The following is a 16,664-nucleotide window of genomic DNA, read 5'->3' as shown; positions in this document are numbered from 1 at the left end:
TTACTATTCATCTAAAATACTAACTATTCTCTTCATATGCATGAATAATGCGTTGTACTAATGGATGCCTTACCACATCTGTTTGTGTTAAATGAATAAATGAGATGCCTTTGATGTTTGTGAGCAAATTACTTGCAGTGTGTAATCCCGATTTAACACCTTTTGGTAAGTCGATTTGCGTAATATCACCTGTAATTACCATCTTAGATCCAAAACCTAACCGAGTTAAAAACATTTTCATTTGTTCAGGTGTTGTATTTTGAGCCTCATCTAAAATTACAAATGCATCATCCAATGTTCTTCCACGCATATATGCAAGTGGAGCAACTTCAATCGTTTCTCTCTCTATTAATCGAAGTGTGTGTTCTGCACCTAATACATCATGTAGTGCATCATATAATGGACGTAAATACGGGTCTACCTTTTCTTTTAAATCACCTGGTAAAAAACCTAAACTCTCTCCAGCCTCAACTGCTGGTCTAGTTAGAATGATCCGTTTAACAGCACCATTTTTCAGTGCATGAACTGCCATCACAACTGCCAAATAAGTTTTTCCAGTTCCTGCTGGTCCTATTCCAAAAACTAGGTCATTTGACTTTATCGCCTGAATATAACTTTTTTGACCTAACGTTTTCACCCGAATAGATTTACCTTTTGCGTTCTTCGTTATTTCATCTTCAAATAAGGTTTCAAATTGATCTATTTTTCCTTCTTGTGCTAAATCAATTGCATAAACGATATCTCTTTCGGAAATCGATAGTCCCTTCCTAACAACAGTTAGAAGGGTTAGTAAGATGTCCTGAACCATTTTTATATCATCTTCACTACCAGAAACGCCAACTTTTTCTCCTCTGGTAACGATCGAAACGTTTAATTTCTCTTCAATATGTTTTAAATATTTATCATTCGTACCAAATAATTCTAGTGCTTCATGTTGACTAGATACATGCAGATCAATCATATTTAAGTTTTCGGGCATAATCAATCTCCTTGATTTATTGGTTGTGCTTTTGCTATATCTTCTTCTACTGTAATATACAAACTTAATTTTACTTTACCATTCTCAACAGATTCATGCAAAACTTTTTCTGAAATTATTTCCGCATCTTGCCCCAGTTGCAATTGCAACTCTTGTTTTGCTTGCTGAATACCTGCTTGTATTGCTTCTTCTTTCGTTCGCTCAATAGCATTATACGTTTTTTCGCTTAGTGTAGTTTCGATAAATGAAATCGGTAGCTTCCATTTAAAAAAATATAATGCATTTTCTGTATCCTCTCGATGTGTATGTTCATAGTCTGGTGATTCAAACCCCCATACTGGTAAGTGAAAATCACCAAAGCCTAGATAATACTTTTTTTCATGGTTACCTGTTAATAGCTCATAATTAGCCTGTATTGGTACTGTAACCTCCGTTTCATACCACGTGTTAGCTATAATTTCACCTTCAGATGCAACAACGATTGATTTGTTCTTCTTTTCACCCTCATCATCAGATGTTTCAACTTCATTTAGTGTACCAGAAACAAGAATATCACCAGGTTCAACGTAATCGTTTATTTCCACTTTAGGAAGTCCTTTAGAAACGTACATATTCTTAATAACTCCCTTTTTAGTTGCAATTAAGTTCCTTGGTCCCTGCACTTCTTCTTCCTCTACAATTGTCTTTTCCACACCTTCAAGAATAAAGGTTGTCCCTTTCTTATGCACACCAACCCATAATAATTCGGGTATATCATCCGTTAGCATTCGTTGTATTTCCCCTGGCTTGTCCACTGAAAATGACCAGGCACCCGGATGGACACCATAATTATTCAGCTGTTTATTGATCTTCTCCTCAATATCCTTTGGAACACCAGTAACTTCAACTTTCCAAACAATATTAGAAAGAAAAAATATGAAGAGGATGCTGAGAACCATGCCAATGAAAATCTCTTTTCTTCTGAAGAAGCGCGATAAGATAAACGGGTAACCCTTTTTATTTACGAAGGATACTTTATAATTTTTTCCGCGTTTTATTTTTTTTATTTTGTTAATATCTTGTAGTTTGATATTTCCACTACATGCTTGTTTATCCACCCTTTTAATTTCCCAAACCATAACACCTTTATTAATACAATCCTGAAAAAACAATTCTGGCATATGACCTTTAACTACTATGGTTACATATCCAGTTATGAATGATCCTTGTATTTGTTTCATATTTACCCCCTTCAAATCCTACTTTAATTTAATGTGGAATAAATTTCACATCAGAAATTTTCCCTTCTAAAAGTATTTCCTCCGGTAACATCATTTTTAATACAAATGATGACCCCTTTATTTGTATGTAGCCTTTCGTGGTCTTTAATTTAAGTTCCGTGTCGGTAAATACTGCTAATCCCTTGTGATTTTCAATATATACATGTAACTGACCGATAATTGTTATTCGTGGTAATTCCAATACGACATCAGAAGGAAGTGCAAATTTTTTAATTAGCCAAGGTCGAACTCGTTGATGCATTTTTTTCACGAAATGCAGCCTCCTCTCACATTAATGTTTATGTGAAAATCGTAAAGATAAGAACACAAAAAAAGCCATTTATAAGCAGTATATCTGCTTATAAATGGCTTATGATTTAACGCTTCCGATCAGCTATGACACTACGATATGGCTTTTTAGCCCTCGGTGAACCTAATACTTCAGCCATAATAACACTATTAACCAATCCATTTCGAGATAAATTACCTTTAATTTGCTTGCGATAATTTTCTTCTTTATGAGAATCGATATTGCGTTTTGGTTGCTTAAACGTTTCACCTAAATTACTTGAGTGACCAGTAAGATCATCCATCGACTGATCCTTTGAAGTATTCATACGACCAGCTAGCCTTTCCAACTGTTGCTGTTGTTGATCTTCGATTGAAATCGTCTGAGCTGCTGTTTCATTTTGCTTCACTGGTTGATTATTCCTTTGCCGCTGTCCCCCTGAAGGAGTTGCGGTTGGCCGTGGTTCTGGATTTTGTCTAGGTCTTGGATTCTGTCCTCTTTTCTCTTGCTCATTTTCTTTAGATCCTCCAAGAAGCCTGAGTATAGCTCCAATAATAATAATAACAAATATAATGTTACCAGCCAAAAAGTCAAATATTTCTTGCAACCAAACCCCTCCTTCCTGAAGGTTGATCGATATTACTGATCATTTTCATCGCTATCTTCTTTTGATAATTTACCAATAGAGTCACGCATGTCTGTATCAGCATCAATATTTTGGTAATTCATATAATCCATTACACCCATTTTACCTGAACGCAATGCCTCTGCAAGTGCTTGTGGTACTTCAGCTTCTGCCTCAACAACTTTCGCGCGCATTTCTTGTACACGAGCAACCATTTCTTGTTCTTGGGCAACAGCCATTGCACGACGTTCTTCTGCTTTCGCTTGTGCAATATTCTTATCAGCCTCAGCTTGGTCTGTTTGTAATATCGCTCCAATGTTTTTACCGATGTCAACATCAGCAATATCAATGGATAAGATTTCAAACGCTGTACCTGCATCTAGACCCTTACTCAACACATTTTGTGAAATGGAATCAGGATTCTCAAGTACTTTTGCGTGTGTTTCTGAGCTACCAATTGTACTAACGACACCTTCACCAACACGAGCGATAACAGTATCTTCACCTGCACCACCAACTAGTCGATCAATATTGGCACGTACTGTAATTCTAGCCTTTGCTTTTACTTCAATCCCATCCATTGCAATACCAGCAATAAAAGGTGTTTCAATAACTTTCGGGTTAACACTCATTTGAACTGCTTCTAATACGTCACGCCCTGCTAAATCGATTGCAGCAGCACGTTCAAAAGTAAGTTCAATATTTGCACGATGTGCTGCGATTAATGCATTTACAACACGGTCAACATTACCACCTGCTAAGTAATGACTCTCCAATTGTGGAGTAGTCACATCAAGTCCTGCTTTATGAGCCTTAATCAACGGATTAATAACTCGATTAGGCACCACTCGACGTAAACGCATACCAATCAGTTGTAGGATACCCACTCGGACACCCGCTGCTAGTGCACTAATCCAGAGCGCAACTGGTATAAATGTAAATAAAATTGCAACTGCAATTAGTATTACCGCAATAATTATTAACGGCATTAATCCTTCAATTTCCATGAAACATTCCTCCTAAATTTTTATCTATATATCGGGTTCAAATGGAACACCGTATATTACAATTCTCTAACAACAATACGAACTCCTTCTACTTTTACAATTTTTATCGATTTATTTTCTGCGATAAAACTACCTTCTGATACTACGTCGATTCGTTCATCATCAAAAATTGCCTTACCAGCTGGCCGTAAAGGGCTCACTGTCACACCCTCTAGACCTATAAGGTCTAAACGATTTTCCTTTGAAACATAACCAAGTTCCGTTGTTGTTCTATCTTTTAAAATGATATGCCGGAAAACTCCTTTATCCATTCCAATACGACGTATTAAGATTGCCGAAGCGATAATCGCAACAAGAAAAGCAATTCCGATACTCATTGTCATATGCCCAATGTCAGCACCTGCCATCAACAAGGAACCAACCATAGAACCTATACCTAACAACCCTAAGATACCACCTGGAACAAAGAATTCGGCAACAATTAATCCAATTCCTAATATGAGTAAGATGATCGCTTCCATTCCTGCCAACCCTGCCACAAAATGACCGTAGAAAAATAGCAGTAAAGATACTAATCCCATTGTACCAGGAACTCCAAATCCTGGCGAATATATCTCTACGATTAGACCTAAGCTAGCTAAAGATAATAGAATCGGAACAACTACCGGGCTAGTTACAAACCTTGCAACCTCTTCCGCAAAAGTAGGTTCTGATTCAACCACATTAGCGTCAGACAAACCAAGTTTATGTAATAATTCCGTTCTATGAGATACTATTCCTTGTGCATATTCAACCTCTACTGCTTCATTAGGGCTTAATGTTAGAAAGGCTCCTTCTGGTGCATCGTATTCCGGAAGATCAATCGTTTCATCCGCCATCGCCTGTGCATATAGTGGATCTCTACCTTTGGATTCTGCTGCACCCGTCATCGCCTTTAGCCAAGCAGATTGTGCTTTTTTATCTGCAGCATTACCATCTTGTGTGATTATACCACTTGCTCCCATTGTCGCCTGAGGATTCATATAAATATTGTCCGTATTTAGAGCGATATAGGAACCTGCGGAAAGGGCTCTAGAAGTTATATAAGAAGTTGTCGGAATCTCTAAGTCTTGTAGCATTTTACCTATACTTTCGGCAGCATCTACCCGACCTCCAGGAGTATCAATCTCAAATATGATATGATCGGCTCCCTCTTCCACTGCTTCCTTGGTCATTCTAGACATGAATGCCTCTAATCCACGCTCAACATCATTTTCGATAGGGATTATGTATACCAATTTCCCTTCACCATCTGCTTTTAAAGTTGAACTGTCATTTAAATAAATAAAACTTAAAAAAACAATTATCGTAATTATGTAAGTGACAGACTTTTTAGCTAGCAATTATGTTCACCTCCCCTTCGTCAATAGTATATACGAATAACTGTATATTTACGTTTCATTTTTCTTTAAAATTCACTATAAATTGTAACATAACAATTCCTAGGAAGATATTTTTAACTTATCCTCTCTCATCGTTTGTTGCAATTTAATATAAGCTTCGACATACGTTCCGTTCCTCTACACTTACCGTATGGGAGCGAAAAATCAGGGCACATCTAAGTGTGGGGCTTATTACTTTTAATTGTTGGGGATCTATCGGAACGGAAATGGAGTAGATCATAAGATTCACCCTATTTTTGGTATGTATCCCATCATATAAAAAATCCTTGTCAATATGACAAGGATTTTTATGTTTTTTTGGGTATTTAATTTAGATGCTTTAAAACTAGTTTATTCACTATAGCGCCATCTGCTTTACCTTTAACTTTCGGCATAATTGCGCTCATCACTTTACCCATATCTGATTTTGAAGATGCACCAGTTTCCTGAATCGTTTCTTGAACAATTGCCTCTAACTCTTCTTCTGAAAGTTGTTTCGGCATGTATTCTTGTAAAACATTGATTTCCGTTTCAAGTTTCTCAACGAGATCATCGCGTCCTGCTGATTTAAATTCTTGGAGGGAATCTTTTCTTTGTTTTAATTCTCTTGATAAAACCGTCAATTCTTCGTCATCAGAAAGATCACTTTTACCAAGCTTAATCGATTCATTCTGTAATGAAGCTTTTACCATGCGAATAACACTAAGAGAATCTTTGTCTTTATTCTTCATTGCTTGCTTCATTTCATTGTTGAGTTGTGTTAATAGTGACATTCATTGCACCTTCTTTAGAATTTACGCTTTCTAGCAGCTTCAGATTTCTTTTTACGACGAACGCTAGGTTTTTCATAGTGTTCACGCTTACGATATTCTTGTAGTGTACCACTTTTTGACACACTACGCTTAAAGCGACGAAGAGCATCCTCAAGAGACTCGTTTTTACGAACGCGAGTTGTATTTGACATGCTAATTTCCCTCCCTCCGAAGCATAAAACAGTTTGTACAGGCATATGTAACAATCATATGCCTTTTTTTATTATAATATATACACAATTATTGTCAACTGATTATTTCATAAAAGTCATCATATTAGAGTAATATTAGTAATCAGATGTCCCTTTATTTCCTTTAACAATATCAATTCCGGCACTTGCACCAATGCGTGTTGCTCCTGCTTCAATCATTGCATTTGTAGATTCTAAATCACGAACTCCACCTGAAGCTTTAACACCCATATCAGGCCCAACAGTTTTACGCATTAAAGCAATATCTTCAATAGTTGCTCCACCACCTGAGAATCCGGTTGATGTCTTCACAAAATCAGCACCTGCTTCTTTAGCCAATTTACAAGCACGAACTTTTTCATCCTCAGATAACAATGATGTTTCTATAATTACTTTCGTTAAAGCTTTTCCTTTTGCAGCATCTACCACAGCTTTAATATCTTCTTTAACAAAGTCATCATTATTTGATTTCAATTCTCCAACATTAATAACCATATCTACTTCTGTAGCGCCCTCATCAATTACTTGTTTCGTTTCAAAAACTTTCGTTGAAGTGGTTGTAGCACCTAAAGGAAATCCAATTACCGTACAAACTTTAACATTTGTATCCTTCAGACGATCGTAGCAGTAGGATACCCAGTGGGGATTTACACAAACTGATGCAAATTCATATTCTTTTGCTTCTTCCACGATTTGAGATATCTTTTCTTTTGGTGTGTCAGGTTTTAACTGTGTGTGATCTATATATTTTGCAAGATCCATATTCATGATATTCTTCCTTTCCATGTGTTGTACGTACCTCTAGAATATCATAGCATGTCTAATTATAAAAATCTAATTAAATATAATAAAAACCTAGTCAATAATCTGACTAGGCATTTGCTTTTATAAGAGAATGTGTGGCATGATCCATTATTCTAACAAATGTACCTTCATTTAATGGATAACCTGATTTATTTATTTTCACTCGAACAATTTTACCAATCATATCTGGCGTGCCTGTAAATTGTACTTTCAAGTAATTATCTGTATATCCAACAAGCAAATTAAGATTGTCTTGATCTTGGACGTTTTCTTCTGGAATGACTTCAAGCACTTCGTCTTCATAGTTAGAGGCATATTCTTTTGCCAACTGATTTGAAAGATCAATTAGTTGATGAACACGCTCGTTTTTAACATCCTCTTCCACCTGGTTTTCCATCCGAGCAGCCGGGGTCCCAGTTCGTCTTGAAAATGGAAATACGTGAAGTTCAGCATAACCGACTTTTTTAACAAAATTGTATGTTTCCATAAACTCTTCCTCTGTTTCACCTGGAAAACCAACAATAACGTCTGAAGTAATTGCTAAATCAGGTAATGCTTTTTTGATTTTTTCTACCTTTTCAAAGTAATATGCAGACGTATATTTCCTTCTCATTCTATCTAGTACGGAATCAGAACCAGATTGTAACGGGATATGCAAATGACGAACAATTTTTTCAGATCGGTCAAGCACTTCAATAACCTCATCGGTAATCTGACTTGCTTCGATGGATGAAATACGGATACGCATTAAACCATCGACTTTGGTTTCTAAGTCATTTAAGAGTTTTGCAAAATTATAATCATTCATATCTTCCCCATAGCCAGCCGTATGGATTCCTGTTAATACAATCTCTTTATAACCCGCAGCAACTAATTTTTGAGCTTGATTAATTACACTTTGCGGATCTCTGGAACGAAGTAATCCTCGAGACCAAGGGATAATACAGAAGGTACAGAAGTTGTTACATCCTTCTTGTATCTTTAGAGAAGCTCTTGTCCGATCCGTAAATTCCGGAACATCCATTTCCTCAAATACACGGTTTTTCATAATATTTGCCACACCATTAATTGGTTCACGCGTTTTTTGATGTTCCTCAATATATTCGATCATTTTTTTTCGATTCTGCGTACCAACTACTATATCTACACCGGGTATTTCCATTATTTCACCAGGAGACGTCTGTGCATAGCAACCAGTCACACAAACTACAGCTTCTGGATTACTACGAATCGCACGTCGGATGATTTGTCTGCTTTTTTTATCTCCTGTATTTGTAACTGTACATGTATTAATAACATAAATATCTGAATGATGTTCAAAGTCCACTCGTTCATAACCATGATCTTTAAACATATTCCAAATTCCTTCTGTTTCGTAATGATTTACTTTACAACCTAATGTATGAAATGCAACTGTTGGCATTTATCAGCACCTCAATTCTTCTAAGTGATACGATATACTAGCTAATACGTATAATGGAGCCGTCTCCGTCCGTAATATTCTTGGACCCAGACGTACCGGGATAAAGTCATTTTCTTTCAACGTTTCTACTTCATCCAGTGAAAAACCACCTTCTGGTCCAATACATACTAAAACCCGATCGGATTCATGAAACTGTTTAACAACCTTGCTAAATGAAAGATAGTCGGTTCCTTTTGCTTCTTCTTCATAGGCGAATATTTTCACTTGATAGTTTGCACTTTCTTTTATTAATTCAACAAGATTCATGGAAGGATGGATTAAGGGTATTTCAGTACGATGACTTTGTTCACTAGCTTCTTTTACAATTTTTCTATACCTATCTAACTTTTTCTCTTCCTTTTTTTTGTCCCACTTTACGACAGAGCGGTCTGCTTTGAATGGAATAAAGCTGCGTGCTCCCAGTTCCGTTCCCTTTTGAATCACTAAGTCTAGCTTATCACCTTTAGGTAAGCCTTGCGCAATTGTCACATCAACTGGTAATTCGACATCCTCATCCAACCATTTCTCGATCTTAGCAATAACGATTCCATTCTCTATTTCTGTTATTCTACAAATAGCTGATTCCGAGTCCGGATGATTACAAATAAGCTGATCGTCTATTCGATTTCGCATAACTCGGGTAATATGATGTGCATCGTCACCACGAATGATTACGTATTGGTCTTTCCAATCCTCTGCCGGTAAAAAATATCTTTGCAACTGAAACACCTACTTTTTCTTCGCTATAATAGATACCCAGTCCTCTAGCTCATTTATTTTGATGATTTCAAATCCTTGAATTTGTAAGGCTTCAAGTACAGTATGTTTTTTTGACTGAATGATCCCAGATGTAATAAAAAGACCTTCATGTTTTAGGTTTTTCCAAGCATCTGATATAAATTGAACAATGATCTCTGCTAATATATTTGAAACAATAACATCTGCATTTTGGTTAACTTGATGAAGCAAATTATTTTGTTTGGTTTCGATTTTTTCATGTACTTTATTAACCTTTGCATTCAATAGTGTGCTTTTTACTGCAACTTCATCTAGATCATATGCAAATGCTTTGTCGGCTCCTAATAACACAGATGCAATACTTAATACCCCTGACCCACAACCTACATCAATTACCGTATCACCATGCTTGAGGTAGGTCTCTAATGCTTGAACACTTAGTATCGTGGTAGGGTGAGTACCAGTACCAAAGGCCATTCCTGGATCAAGTTCAATAACTAATTCGTTTTTTCGCTTCGGACTATAGTCTTCCCAGGTAGGAGTTATCGTAATCCTATCTGAAATATGAATAGGCTTATAATATTTCTTCCAGGCAGTAGCCCAATCTTCTTCATGTACCTCGCTTAGAGTAACCTGGTTATGACCAAGTTCGATATCAAACGTAATTAAATTGTTTATTGCATGCTTTATTTCTTCAACTGTCTCAACAAGAAAACTTGAAATAGGTAAATATGCTTTAATAAATACCCCTTCATCTGGATAATCTTCAGAACTCAGTTCATAAATTTCCCCAAAATTGGTGTCCCTTTCTATTATTAAATCCATTGGATCTTCAATAACAACGCCACTCGCACCAGTTTCATGTAAGATATTCGAAATCGGTTCGACCGCTTCATTTGTTGTATGAATACAAATTTCCGTCCACTTCAAATTGTTTCACTCATTTCATCATTTAGAAATATGTAAACGGTGTTTTAAAAAACACCGCTACTCACCCTTGAAAGCTTTTTTAAATCGTTGAAATATAGAGTTGTCTTGCTCTTCTGTTATATCGCTACCACCTAACTCGTTTAATTCACGCAATAATTCTTTTTGGCGCTCTGTTAGTTTTGTAGGTGTAATCACACGTACTATGATATGTTGATCCCCATGGCCATATCCTCGAACATTCGGTGCTCCCTTCCCTTTTAGGCGGAAAGTTTTACCTGTCTGCGTCCCAGCAGGAACCTTCAATTTTACTTTTCCATGGACAGTAGGGACTTCTACCTCATCACCTAATGCTGCTTGTGCAAAGGTTAAAGGTAATTCACAATAAATATGGTCTCCTTCTCGCTCAAAGAAATCATGTTCACGAATTTGGATGACAACATATAGATCACCAGCAGGTCCACCATTGGCACCTGGTTCTCCTTTGCCAGAAACTCTTATTTGTTGGCCTTCATCAATCCCAGCAGGTATAGAGATATGAATTTTTTTGTTCTTTTTCACTTTACCTGTCCCACTACAAGTATTACATTTTTCTGGGATGATTTTTCCAGAACCGTTACAGTGATGACAAACTCTTCGGTTAACTACTCTTCCAAATGGTGTGTTTTGTTCTGTATTCAGTTGTCCAGAACCGTTACAATGAGAGCATGTTTTAGTCTTTGTGCCTGGTTTAGCTCCGGAACCATGGCAAGTATCACAATTTTCTTCCTTCGGTATGGAGATATCTGTTTCTTTTCCAAAAATTGCTTCTTCAAAATCTAAAACCATTGTATATTGAAGATCTGCCCCTTGTCGTGGTGCGTTTGGGTCTTGTCTACGACCACCACCACCAAAGAACATATCAAAAATATCACCAAAGCCACCGAAGTCTTGTGCTCCTCCACCGAAGCCACCAAAACCTTGACCATTCATACCAGCATGACCAAACTGATCATATTGAGCACGCTTTTGATCGTCGTTTAATGTTTCGTAAGCTTCTTTAACTTCTTTAAATTTATCAGCGGCACCCGCTTCTTTATTAACATCTGGATGATATTGTCTTGCTAGTTTTCGATAAGCCTTTTTTATTTCGTCTTTTGAAGCACCTTGATCCAACCCTAGTACTTCATAAAAATCGCGCTTACTCACTTGTAAATCACTCTCCCGCTACACTATTGCATAAATTTTATCATACCATCTACCATCCGTTGATGGCAAATGAACCAAATAGACATTCCAGAAAAAAAGTCAAAGTCAAGAAGGTCCTGACTTTGACTTTTTCATATTTACTACCTATTATTTTTTATCTTCATCGTCCACTTCTTGATAATCAGCATCTACAACATCATCATCTTGTTTTTGTCCTTCTTGACCTTGTTCAGCTTGTTGTTGCTGTGCCATTTGCTCATAAAGATTAACAGATAATTGTTGTACTTGTTCTTCCAAAGCTTCTTTTTTCGCTTTGATTTCTTCTAAATCATTTGATTCTAGCGCTGTTTTCAATTCTTCTTTTGCAGCTTCTGCTTTTGTTTTTTCTTCATCTGAGACTTTTTCACCTAAGTCTTTGATTGTTTTATCTGTTGTGAATACGAGTTGATCTGCTTCATTGCGAAGGTCAATTTCTTCACGACGCTTCTTATCTGCTTCAGCATTTTCTTCTGCATCTTTAACCATTTGATCTACTTCTTCATCTGATAGACCTGAAGAAGACTTAATCGTAATAGATTGCTCTTTATTTGTTCCCATATCTTTTGCACGTACATTTACGATACCATTTGCATCAATATCGAATGATACTTCGATTTGAGGAACTCCACGTGGTGCTGGTGGAATATCAGTTAATTGGAAACGTCCAAGCGTTTTATTGTCTTGAGCCATTTCTCTTTCACCTTGTAGTACGTGAATGTCTACAGCTGTCTGATTATCAGCAGCAGTTGAGAATACTTGAGAATGACTTGTTGGGATAGTTGTATTACGTTCGATTAATTTTGTAGATACTCCACCCATTGTTTCAATTCCTAGTGAAAGTGGTGTAACGTCTAGTAATAGTACGTCTTTTACATCACCTTGTAGTACCCCACCTTGAATTGCTGCACCTAATGCAACTACCTCATCTGGATTTACACCTTTAGAAGGATCTTTTCCAGTTTCACGTTTAATTGCCTCTTGTACTGCAGGTATACGTGTTGAACCACCTACTAAAATAACTTTATGAATATCATTGGAACTTAAACCAGCATCAGATAATGCTTTACGTGTAGGTACCATAGTACGTTCTACTAAATCAGAAGAAAGCTCTTCAAATTTAGCACGTGTTATATTCATTTCTAAATGTAATGGGCCAGCATCTCCTGCAGTTATAAATGGTAGAGAGATCTGTGTCTGTGTTACACCAGATAGATCCTTTTTAGCTTTTTCTGCAGCATCTTTTAAACGTTGCATAGCCATTTTATCTTTAGATAAATCAATACCATTTTCTTTCTTGAATTCTGCAACCATATGGTCAATGATCACTTGGTCAAAGTCATCTCCACCTAGACGATTATCACCAGCAGTAGAAACCACTTCAAATGTACCGTCACCGATATCTAGGATAGAAACGTCAAATGTTCCGCCACCCAAGTCGTATACTAGTATTGTTTGGTCTTGATCTTCTTTGTCAATACCATAGGCTAATGCTGCTGCAGTAGGTTCGTTGATAATACGTTCTACTTCTAATCCTGCAATTTTACCAGCATCTTTTGTTGCCTGACGTTCCGCATCATTAAAATATGCAGGAACAGTAATAACTGCTTTTTCTACTTTTTCCCCAACATAGTCTTCAGCATATGATTTAATGTATTGCAAGATAATTGCCGAAACTTCCTGTGGCGTATATTCTTTATCTTCAATTTTCACTTTATAGTCTGTACCCATATGTCGTTTGATAGATTGAATGGTGTTTGGATTCGTAATGGATTGACGCTTTGCCACCTCACCAACTTGTCTTTCACCATTTTTAAATGCTACGACTGAAGGGGATGTACGATTTCCTTCTGGATTCGGAATTACAACCGCTTCTCCACCCTCCATAACAGCTACACATGAATTTGTTGTACCTAAGTCAATTCCAATTATTTTACTCATAATCTATTTCCTCCTACTACATTTTCCATTTATTATTTATTTACTTTAACCATTGCTGGTCGAATAACACGATCTTTTAATACATAACCTTTTTGTAATTCTTCTACTACCGTATTAGAGTCGAACTCTTCTTCTTCAACCTGCATTACAGCATGATGATATGTCGGGTCGAATTCTTTGCCAACTGTTTCAATAACTTCTACACCTTGTGAAGCTATAGCCTCTGTTAGTTGTTTATACACCATGGAAATACCTTCAACAAATCCTTTATTTTCTTCCGTAGTTTCGGTTTGCAAAGCTCTTTCAAAGTTATCCAGTGCTGGTAATAATTCATTTACTAAATCTTGTGATTTATACTTACGGTCCGCTTCTTTTTCTTTCTGTGTTCGTTTTTTAAAGTTATCGAACTCAGCTTGGTTTCGAAGCATGCGGCTATATAACTCGTCTTTTTCTTTTTGCAATACTTCTAGTTGAGTTTTCAACTCTTCCAGTTCATCTCCGGATGGATTTGTTTCTACATCTTCTACAGTAACTTCCTCTTGTTCATTTTCTGAAGTTGTTTCTTCCGGGATTGTTTCTTTATTATTTTCCTCCATTATTGCAACCTCCATCTTAAAAAAATACTTTGCTCCGAGAAACATATTATCACATTTAGGATTCTAGCCATTGTTTTTATACCATAAATACAATGCCTCTGTCATTTCATTCGATAAAGCATTTAGTAATGTAATGACCTTTCGATATTCCATTCTTGTAGGTCCAAGAAGTGCAATAGTCCCCATCTGGTCATCACCTAAATGGTAAGATGCAGTAATTAAACTGAAATCCTTAATTGCATCTAGCTTATTTTCATGACCAATAGATACTTGAATCCCATGTTGTGGATTCTTTAATAAATTAACAACTTCACTCTCGTTCTCCATCATGGAATAAAAAGATCGAATTTTATCTACATCTTTAAATTCTGGCTGCATCAAAATATTCGTTTTACCACCAATATATAACTTGGTTGGTTTTTCATCAAAGAATGCAGATTTTAAATAGTCATATGATTTCTCGAAATCAGTCAAATATAGCTTCATTAGTGAGAATACTTCCGTGTTTAATACATCAGGTAAATGCACCAACGAAACACCCTGCATTCTTTCATTTAAAATGTTCACCATTTTTTCTAAATCTGATGCATTAATTTCAGCCGGAATGGAAAATGACCGGTGCTCAACATGCCCGGAATCCGTAATTAATATCGCAACCGCCGTTTGTTTTGATAACGGTACGATCTGTAATTGCTTTAATTTCGTATCATATATTTCTGGACCAAGGATAATCGAAGTATAACTTGTTAAATCAGATAATACCTCCGCTGATTTTTGTACAAGTTTTTCAAATTCAATAAACTCATCCTGTATAATGTGTTTCATAATATTAAGATTCCCATTATTAATGTTGGGAGCAATTACATGATCCACATAATAGCGATAGCCTTTTTCTGACGGTACTCTCCCTGAAGATGAATGTGTTTTTTCTAAGTATCCCATATCTTCTAAATCTGCCATTACATTTCGAATTGTCGCAGCGCTAAAAGTGATATCATCTCTTTTAGAAATCACTCGCGACCCTACAGGATGGGCAGATTCGATGAAATCATCAATAATGACTTGTAACACTAACAATTGCCTATTTGTTAACATGATGATCACCTCTGTTAGCACTCATACGACCCGAGTGCTAATTCTAATATTAAGTTATCAAATCCTATTTTTTTTGTCAATGAACATGTTCTAGTTCACTGTCTTCTAAAAGAAAGTACTCAAAAACATTATTCCCTAACAAGACTCCTTCTTCTGTAAGTCGAAGGTATCCGTCCTTTTCTTTTATCCATCCTTTATGACTTAACAGGCTTATTTTATCTCTATATAGCTTGTCATAAGAAAAACCGTATTTACGTTCAAAGTTTTCCTTATTAATTCCTTTCAGTTTACGTAAACCTAAAAACAATTCCTCTTCAATTCGCTCTTTCAACCCGATCTCATCTGCATGTAATACAGGTTTCCCATCTTTCATCGCTTGTTTTACATATGCAGGTAGTGGTCGAATGTTAATTGTTCGCTTACCAGGTAAATAACCGCTTGCTCCTGCTCCGAATCCGTAATAATAATCATTATTCCAATATGTTAAATTATGCTTGCTTTCATAGCCTTCTTTAGCGAAATTACTAATTTCATATTGGTTTAATCCATTTTCTATCATTGATTTTTTCAATACCTCATACATGAGTACTTCTTCCTCTTGAGCAGGACGATGAAGTTTACCTTTTTTAAAACGGTTATAAAAAATTGTTTTCGGTTCTATTTGCAAGGAATACGATGAATAATGTGGTAATTGAAAAGATAAAGCTTCCTCAACCGTTTTTTGGAAACCTTCTACTGTTTGGTTTGGGAGTGAATAAATAAGATCTATACTAATATTTTCAAACCCGTACTGCTTTAATAAATCAATTGTTTGATAGACGTCTTTTACTTTATGAATTCTTCCTAACTCTTCAAGCATATTATTATCAAATACTTGTACACCTAATGAAATTCGATTTACCCCATAACTCTTTAGTAATTTAACCTTTTCTTCATCAAAATCTCCCGGATTAGCCTCGATCGTAAATTCTTCACATTGGGATACATCAAATTTCTCGTTCACTACTTCTAGCAATGAACGTAACTGTTTCAAATTTAAAGCTGTTGGTGTTCCCCCACCAATAAAAATAGTGCGTACTTTATTATTTGTTCCACTAACATTCGTATTTATTTCCTGTCGTAAAGCCTCCATATATTCATCTGCTAATTGTTCATTATAGAAGAATTTTGTGAAATCACAGTAATGACAGATTTGCTGGCAAAATGGTATATGGATATATACTGACTTGATCATCATCATTTCCTCCCTATTCCTAAAAAGAAAAGGAAAAACTTTATCATAAAGTTCTCCCAT

The 16,664-nt window shown here is 36.2% G+C and carries 17 protein-coding genes; all 17 read right to left on the bottom strand.

Annotated elements, in window-relative coordinates; all coding sequences use genetic code 11:
• Positions 1-19: 19 nt before the first annotated feature.
• The 17 genes from ACFSTA_RS12040 to hemW all read right to left on the bottom strand — a co-directional run bounded on the left by ACFSTA_RS12040 (position 20) and on the right by hemW (position 16,607).
• Entirely contained in the window at positions 20-979 is a 960-nt protein-coding gene (locus ACFSTA_RS12040; protein WP_377556956.1) for a PhoH family protein, read from the bottom strand.
• A 2-nt stretch (positions 980-981) separates the two neighbouring features.
• Positions 982-2,199, bottom strand: coding sequence for a sporulation protein YqfD (gene yqfD / locus ACFSTA_RS12035; RefSeq protein ID WP_377556955.1), 1,218 nt, complete (start codon positions 2,197-2,199; stop codon positions 982-984).
• A gap of 28 nt (positions 2,200-2,227) precedes the next feature.
• Positions 2,228-2,509, bottom strand: a complete 282-nt coding sequence (gene yqfC, locus ACFSTA_RS12030; RefSeq protein ID WP_377556954.1) for a sporulation protein YqfC — start codon at positions 2,507-2,509, stop codon at positions 2,228-2,230.
• Positions 2,510-2,615: 106 nt separating this feature from the next.
• On the bottom strand, positions 2,616-3,134 hold the full coding sequence (locus tag ACFSTA_RS12025) for a hypothetical protein (protein ID WP_377556953.1): 519 nt from the start codon (positions 3,132-3,134) through the stop codon (positions 2,616-2,618).
• 32 nt (positions 3,135-3,166) lie between these two features.
• Positions 3,167-4,159: a flotillin-like protein FloA gene (floA, locus tag ACFSTA_RS12020; protein ID WP_377556952.1), complete on the bottom strand. Its 993-nt coding sequence runs from the start codon at positions 4,157-4,159 to the stop codon at positions 3,167-3,169.
• Between the two features lie 56 nt (positions 4,160-4,215).
• Complete coding sequence (locus ACFSTA_RS12015) at positions 4,216-5,541, bottom strand: NfeD family protein (protein ID WP_377556951.1); 1,326 nt, start codon at positions 5,539-5,541, stop codon at positions 4,216-4,218.
• A gap of 365 nt (positions 5,542-5,906) precedes the next feature.
• Positions 5,907-6,353 (bottom strand): GatB/YqeY domain-containing protein, encoded by a 447-nt coding sequence (locus ACFSTA_RS12010; RefSeq protein WP_377556950.1) that lies wholly within the window; start codon positions 6,351-6,353, stop codon positions 5,907-5,909.
• A 14-nt stretch (positions 6,354-6,367) separates the two neighbouring features.
• Positions 6,368-6,544: a 30S ribosomal protein S21 gene (rpsU, locus tag ACFSTA_RS12005; RefSeq protein WP_019377991.1), complete on the bottom strand. Its 177-nt coding sequence runs from the start codon at positions 6,542-6,544 to the stop codon at positions 6,368-6,370.
• 135 nt (positions 6,545-6,679) lie between these two features.
• Complete coding sequence (deoC, locus tag ACFSTA_RS12000; RefSeq protein ID WP_377556949.1) at positions 6,680-7,351, bottom strand: deoxyribose-phosphate aldolase; 672 nt, start codon at positions 7,349-7,351, stop codon at positions 6,680-6,682.
• Positions 7,352-7,454: 103 nt separating this feature from the next.
• Positions 7,455-8,810, bottom strand: coding sequence for a tRNA (N(6)-L-threonylcarbamoyladenosine(37)-C(2))-methylthiotransferase MtaB (mtaB, locus tag ACFSTA_RS11995; RefSeq protein WP_377556948.1), 1,356 nt, complete (start codon positions 8,808-8,810; stop codon positions 7,455-7,457).
• Between the two features lie 3 nt (positions 8,811-8,813).
• Positions 8,814-9,569: a 16S rRNA (uracil(1498)-N(3))-methyltransferase gene (locus ACFSTA_RS11990; RefSeq protein ID WP_377556947.1), complete on the bottom strand. Its 756-nt coding sequence runs from the start codon at positions 9,567-9,569 to the stop codon at positions 8,814-8,816.
• Between the two features lie 9 nt (positions 9,570-9,578).
• Complete coding sequence (prmA, locus tag ACFSTA_RS11985) at positions 9,579-10,517, bottom strand: 50S ribosomal protein L11 methyltransferase (RefSeq protein WP_377556946.1); 939 nt, start codon at positions 10,515-10,517, stop codon at positions 9,579-9,581.
• A 57-nt stretch (positions 10,518-10,574) separates the two neighbouring features.
• Positions 10,575-11,702: a molecular chaperone DnaJ gene (gene dnaJ, locus ACFSTA_RS11980; RefSeq protein ID WP_377556945.1), complete on the bottom strand. Its 1,128-nt coding sequence runs from the start codon at positions 11,700-11,702 to the stop codon at positions 10,575-10,577.
• Positions 11,703-11,849: 147 nt separating this feature from the next.
• Complete coding sequence (dnaK, locus tag ACFSTA_RS11975; protein WP_377556943.1) at positions 11,850-13,679, bottom strand: molecular chaperone DnaK; 1,830 nt, start codon at positions 13,677-13,679, stop codon at positions 11,850-11,852.
• A 32-nt stretch (positions 13,680-13,711) separates the two neighbouring features.
• Complete coding sequence (gene grpE / locus ACFSTA_RS11970; protein ID WP_377556942.1) at positions 13,712-14,275, bottom strand: nucleotide exchange factor GrpE; 564 nt, start codon at positions 14,273-14,275, stop codon at positions 13,712-13,714.
• A 63-nt stretch (positions 14,276-14,338) separates the two neighbouring features.
• Positions 14,339-15,370 carry a heat-inducible transcriptional repressor HrcA gene (hrcA, locus tag ACFSTA_RS11965; RefSeq protein ID WP_377556941.1) on the bottom strand — a complete coding sequence of 344 codons (1,032 nt, stop codon included), beginning with the start codon at positions 15,368-15,370 and terminating at the stop codon, positions 14,339-14,341.
• Between the two features lie 76 nt (positions 15,371-15,446).
• Positions 15,447-16,607 carry a radical SAM family heme chaperone HemW gene (gene hemW, locus ACFSTA_RS11960; protein ID WP_377556940.1) on the bottom strand — a complete coding sequence of 387 codons (1,161 nt, stop codon included), beginning with the start codon at positions 16,605-16,607 and terminating at the stop codon, positions 15,447-15,449.
• Positions 16,608-16,664 lie beyond the last annotated feature (57 nt).

Origin of the sequence: Ornithinibacillus salinisoli, assembly GCF_042684965.1 — a bacterium.
Taxonomy (GTDB): Bacteria; Bacillota; Bacilli; order Bacillales; family Amphibacillaceae; genus Ornithinibacillus; species Ornithinibacillus salinisoli.
The sequence above is the reverse complement of the archived record's forward strand: the minus strand, read 5'-3'. Positions and strand labels throughout refer to the sequence as shown.

What these genes read in the sequence shown, in the direction of transcription:
- ACFSTA_RS12040 (WP_377556956.1), bottom strand. Translation starts at nt 979, where the DNA reads ATGCCCGAAAACTTAAATATGATTGATCTGCATGTATCTAGTCAACAT.
- yqfD (WP_377556955.1), bottom strand. Translation starts at nt 2,199, where the DNA reads ATGAAACAAATACAAGGATCATTCATAACTGGATATGTAACCATAGTA.
- floA (WP_377556952.1), bottom strand. Translation starts at nt 4,159, where the DNA reads ATGGAAATTGAAGGATTAATGCCGTTAATAATTATTGCGGTAATACTA.
- ACFSTA_RS12010 (WP_377556950.1), bottom strand. Translation starts at nt 6,353, where the DNA reads ATGTCACTATTAACACAACTCAACAATGAAATGAAGCAAGCAATGAAG.
- rpsU (WP_019377991.1), bottom strand. Translation starts at nt 6,544, where the DNA reads ATGTCAAATACAACTCGCGTTCGTAAAAACGAGTCTCTTGAGGATGCT.
- deoC (WP_377556949.1), bottom strand. Translation starts at nt 7,351, where the DNA reads ATGAATATGGATCTTGCAAAATATATAGATCACACACAGTTAAAACCT.
- mtaB (WP_377556948.1), bottom strand. Translation starts at nt 8,810, where the DNA reads ATGCCAACAGTTGCATTTCATACATTAGGTTGTAAAGTAAATCATTAC.
- dnaK (WP_377556943.1), bottom strand. Translation starts at nt 13,679, where the DNA reads ATGAGTAAAATAATTGGAATTGACTTAGGTACAACAAATTCATGTGTA.
- grpE (WP_377556942.1), bottom strand. Translation starts at nt 14,275, where the DNA reads ATGGAGGAAAATAATAAAGAAACAATCCCGGAAGAAACAACTTCAGAA.
- hrcA (WP_377556941.1), bottom strand. Translation starts at nt 15,370, where the DNA reads ATGTTAACAAATAGGCAATTGTTAGTGTTACAAGTCATTATTGATGAT.
- hemW (WP_377556940.1), bottom strand. Translation starts at nt 16,607, where the DNA reads ATGATGATCAAGTCAGTATATATCCATATACCATTTTGCCAGCAAATC.